Here is a 5751-nt window from a genome sequence, read left to right as displayed (position 1 = left end):
CCGTAACGCCAAACCCTGGTTATACCGTCAATCCCACGGTCGGCGGAACATGCCCTGCCGGTTCCTGGGCTGGCGCGGTTTATACCACCGGTGCAGTGACCAGCAATTGCTCGGTAACCTTTAGCTCTGTGGAACCTGTCGTTACGCCGAGCGGGGATGCCAACCTGACCATTAACCCCAACACGCCGCAATCAGTGACACCGGGCGCAACCCAGCAATTTACCGTAACTCCGAACGCCGGTTATAACGTCAATTCCACCGTCGGGGGAACGTGTCCAGCCGGTTCCTGGGCAGGCTCAGTGTACACTACCGGCGCCATTACCGGAGATTGTACTGTAATCTTTAGTTCGCTTCAGATGCCGACGGTCACGCCAAGCGGCGATGCCAACCTGACCATTAACCCCAATACGCCGCAAACGATTAATTATGGGGCTACTCAGCAATTTACTGTCACCCCGAACCCTGGTTATACCGTCAATACCACGGTCGGAGGAACGTGTCCTGCCGGTTCCTGGGCTGGCTCGGTGTACACCACCGGTGCGATTACCGGGGATTGTACCGTCGTCTTTAGCTCGCTTCAGATGCCAACAGTCACGCCAAGCGGCGATGCCAATCTGACGATTAACCCGAATACGCCGCAAACGATTAATTATGGCGCAACCCAACAATTTACCGTAACGCCAAACGCAGGTTATACGGTCAATCCCACGGTCGGCGGTACTTGCCCTGCAGGTTCCTGGGCTGGCTCGGTTTACACCACCGGCACAATTACCAGTGATTGTACAGTCATATTCAGTTCGGTACCGTTTCCTATAGTAACACCCAGCGGGGATGCCAATCTAAGCATTAACCCGAACACGCCGCAATCAGTAACGCCGGGCGCAACGCAACAATTTACCGTGACCCCGAACCCCGGTTATAACATCAATCCCACCGTAGGCGGAACGTGCCCGACAGGTTCCTGGGCAGGCGCGGTTTACACCACCGGTGCGATTACTGCTGATTGTTCGGTAACATTCAGTTCTGTATTGATGCCTACAGTCACACCAAGCGGGGATGCCAATCTCACCATTAACCCGAACACGCCGCAGACGATTAATTATGGCGCAACCCAACAATTTACCGTAACTCCGAACTCTGGTTATACAGTCAGTCCCACAGTCGGAGGAACGTGCCCGGCAGGTTCATGGGCAGGCGCGGTTTACACTACCGGCGCAATTACCAGTAATTGTTCGGTAACATTTAGTTCCGTACCATATCCTACGGTTACGCCCAGCGGGGATGTCAATCTCACCATTAACCCAAACACGCCGCAAACGGTTACTCCAGGCGCAACTCAGCAATTTACCGTAACCCCGAACCCCAGTTATACGGTCAGCCCCACTGTAGGAGGAACTTGCCCAGCGGGCTCATGGGCAGGCTCGATTTACACCACCGGCGCAATTACCACTGATTGTACAGTCATATTCAGTTCGGTACCGTTTCCTATAGTTACGCCTAGCGGGGATGCCAATCTAAGCATTAACCCGAACACACCGCAATCGGTGACTCCGGGCGCAACGCAACAATTTACCGTAACCCCGAACCCAGGTTATAACCTTAATCCCGCCGTCGGGGGAACTTGCCCAGCGGGATCATGGGCAGGATCAGTTTATACCACTGGCGCAATTACCAGTGACTGTTCAGTAACATTTAGCTCTCTAAAGATGCCTACAGTCACGCCTGGCGGAGATGGCCATGAAACCATTACCCCAGATACGCCACAGATGATTAATTATGGCGCAACCCAACAATTTACCGTAACCCCGCTTCTAGGTTATATGGTCAATGCTACCGTAGGCGGTACGTGCCCTGCCGGTTCCTGGGCAGGCGTGGTTTACACCACCGGCGCGATTACCAGTGACTGCTCCGTAACTTTTTCGGCCGGCACAGCTGTTGCGGGGAATGGGGTTGTCTGGGCTTCAGCCCTGGATTCAACCAATAACCGTATCTATATAGGCGGTGCTTTTACCGAGTTGGGGCCTAATACCGGCTCTGGAGTTCCTATTGATACTGGCACGGGATTGGTGAAAAATCCTTTTCCTCGGGTTAGTGATGCGGCTGTACGCGCGGTCGTTGCTGATGGCAACGGCGGGTGGTATATTGGCGGTGAATTTACCATTATTGATGGCGTAACCCGAAACCGTATTGCCCATATTCTGGCTAGTGGTTTGCTGGACTTAAGCTGGAACCCTGATGCTAACAATGCTGTATTCTCGCTGGCTCTTGATGCCAACGGAGTTTTATATGTAGGTGGAACCTTTACCACCATTGCCGGACAGCCGCGCGCCCGTCTTGCCGCTTTCGACACAGCCACCGGCGCTTTAACAGCTTGGGATCCTGGCGCTAACGGTGTCGTAAACGCCCTGGACTTCGGTGCCGACGGCACCGTGTATGCCGGCGGAAACTTTACCACAAGCGGCGGACAATCGCGCAGTCGTATTGCCGCTTTGGATCCAGTCACGGGGACCGCAACAAGCTGGAACCCTGGTGCCAACAATACCGTAAATGCCTTGGTCATCGGTAGTGATGGCACCGTGTATGTTGGGGGAGCCTTTACCACAAGCGGCGGACAATCGCGCAGCCGGATTGCCGCTTTAGACCCAGTCACGGGAACGGCAACAAGCTGGAACCCTACTGCCAACTCTACCGTAAATGCTCTGGCGATCAGCGCCAACGGCACCATCTATGCTGGAGGCTTCTTTGCCACAATTGGCGGACAGACGCGGAATCGTCTTGCCGCTTTGGATCCTGCCACGGGGCTTGCGACAGCCTGGAACCCTAATGCGAGCAGCGTTGTACAAAGCCTGACTATCAGCGGCAATATCCTGTATGCCGGAGGAATTTTTAGCACAGTTAACGGACAGACGCGTAATTCTCTTGCCTCCTGGAATTTGCCCGGAGGGGGATTACGTGCCTGGAACCCTAGTTCCAACGGTAACGTATATGCCATGGCCGTCAGCGGCAGCACTGTATATGCAGGGGGCGGCTTTTACTCAATTGGTTATTCTACGCGCAACTGTCTTGCGGCTTTGGATGCAGGCTCCGGGCAGCTATTACCCTGGAACCCGAATCCCAATGGTTATATATACGCTCTGGCGATCGCAGCCGACGGCACCGTATATGCCGGAGGGGATTTTACCACAATGGGCGGACTTACACGTAATCGTCTTGCTGCATTGAACGTAAACACGGCCGCGCCGACAGCCTGGACACCTAATGTTAACGCTCCTGTACGAGCCCTGGCCATCAACGGCAGTACCGTCTATGCCGGCGGCGATTTTACCACTGTTGGCCCGCAAACGCGCAATCATCTAGCCGCCTGGGCTTTTGGGGGGTCTGTAAACACCTGGAACCCGAATGCCGATGGTAATGTATACGCACTAGCCATCCACAGCAACATTGTGTATGCCGGAGGAGACTTTACTAACGTTGGTGGACAACCGCGTAACCGCCTTGCCGCTATCGCTGCCGCTGCACCCGGTAATTTAACTGCCTGGAACCCGGATGCCGACAGTACCGTAAACGCCCTGGCTATCGGCAACAATAGTACGGTCTATGCCGGGGGAGCCTTTACCACAATTGGCGGACAGCCGCGCAGCCGGATTGCGGCTTTGGATATTGCAGTACCGGGCGCGCCGACAGGCTGGGCCCCTGATGCCAACGGTCCCATAAACTCGCTGGCTGTTGGTGTCGATGGCACCGTGTATGTCGGTGGAAACTATACCCTAATTGGCGGACAAGCTCGCACTCGTCTTGCCGCGTTGAACCCGGACACAGGTGTCCCGACAGCCTGGAACCCTGCTCCCATCCAGGCAGTATTGACCATAACTGCCAGCAGCTATGCTGTGTATCTTGGGGGAAATTTTAGCATTATCGATGCTGTACGTGTTGGATATTTTGCAATGTATCTTACAGAATTAACCCTCTGAAAAGGAAAGTTGCTAAAGCCCTGTTTTTTATTGTAAGGTTAACTTTGTTAATCTTATTCGAGTAGGATAAGGATATAAAATAATGCAGAGAAACAAAATTGCTCGGCTGCTGGTTGGCCTATTTACATTACTTGCTATGGGTATTGCACAAACAGGCTATCCGGAAAAGGTGGCCAACAGTGCCGCGACCAGCTATACGGTTACCCCAAGCGGCGATTCCAATCTGACCATTAACCCGGACACGCCGCAAACAGTTAACACAGGCGCAACACAACAATTTACTGTAACCCCGCTCCCAGGTTATATAATCAATCCATCGGTAGGAGGAACCTGTCCGGCAGGTTCCTGGGCAGGGTTGACCTACACCACCGGAGTTATTGCCAGTGACTGTTCTGTGATTTTTAAGGCCGGCACAGCTGTCGCCGGGAATGGGGTTGTCTGGGCTTCAGCCCTGGATTCAACCAACAACCGTATCTATATAGGCGGTGCTTTTACCGAGTTGGGGCCTAATACCGGCTCTGGAGTTCCTATTGCTACTGGCACGGGGTTGGTGAAAAATCCTTTTCCTCGGGTTAGTGATGGGGCAGTACGCGCGGTTGTTGCTGATGGCAGCGGCGGGTGGTATATCGGCGGTGATTTTACCCTTATTGATAGCGTAACCCGAAACCGTATTGCCCATATTTTGGCTGATGGTTCGCTAGACTTAAGCTGGAACCCTGATGCTAACAATGCTGTATACTCGCTGGCTCTTGATGCCAACGGAATCTTATATGTAGGTGGAACCTTTACCACCATTAGCGGACAGCCGCGCACCCGTCTTGCCGCTTTCGACACAGCCACCGGCTCCTTAACAGCCTGGGATCCGGGCGCTAACGGTGTCGTAAACGCCCTGGTCTTCGGTGCCGACGGCACCGTGTATGCGGGGGGAGTTTTTAACATAATCGGCGGTCAGCCGCGCAGCCGTATTGCCGCTTTAGATCCAGTTACGGGGGCGGCGACAGGCTGGAACCCTGCTGCCAGCAGTACCGTAAATGCTCTGGCAATCGGTAGCGACGGCACCGTGTATGCTGGGGGGGGCTTTACTACAATTGGCGGACAACCGCGCAGCCGTATTGCCGCTTTAGATCCAGTCACGGGGACGGCAACAAGCTGGAACCCTACCGCCAACTCTACCGTAAATGCTCTGGCAATCAGCTCTGCCGGCACTGTCTATGCCGGGGGGTGGTTTGCCACCATTGGCGGACAAACGCGCAATCGTCTTGCCGCTTTGGATCCTGCCACGGGTCTGGCGACAGCCTGGAACCCAAATGCGAGCAGCATTGTACAAAGCCTGACTATCAGCGGCAATATTCTGTATGCCGGAGGAATTTTTAGCACAGTTAACGGACAGACGCGTAATTCTCTTGCCTCCTGGAATTTGCCCGGAGGGGGATTACGTGCCTGGAACCCTAGTTCCAACGGTAACGTATATGCCATGGCCGTCAGCGGCAGCACTGTATATGCAGGGGGCGGCTTTTACTCAATTGGTTGGTCTAGGCGCAACTGTCTTGCGGCTTTGGATGCAAGCTCCGGGCAGCTATTACCCTGGAACCCGAATGCCAATGGTTATATATATGCTCTGGCGGTGGCAGCCGACGGCACCGTATATGCCGGCGGGGATTTTACCACAATGGGCGGACTTACACGTAATCGTCTTGCTGCATTGAACGTAAACACGGCCGCGCCGACAGCCTGGACACCTAATGTTAACGCTCCTGTACGAGCCCTGGCCATCAACGGC

At 54.3% G+C, this 5751-nt stretch carries 1 protein-coding gene and 1 pseudogene; both read left to right on the top strand.

Annotated features, from left to right (window positions below; translation table 11 throughout):
* Positions 1 to 3971 (top strand): hypothetical protein (locus tag ACFORL_RS11335; protein ID WP_382344093.1); only part of this gene is annotated, 3971 nt, incomplete at its 5' end.
* 82 nt (positions 3972 to 4053) lie between these two features.
* Positions 4054 to 5751: pseudogene (locus tag ACFORL_RS11330) on the top strand (hypothetical protein); the annotation flags it as partial.

The organism is Legionella dresdenensis (genome assembly GCF_042649825.1).
Classification (GTDB): domain Bacteria; phylum Pseudomonadota; class Gammaproteobacteria; order Legionellales; family Legionellaceae; genus Legionella_C; species Legionella_C dresdenensis.
This window is presented reverse-complemented; position numbering and strand designations above follow the sequence as displayed.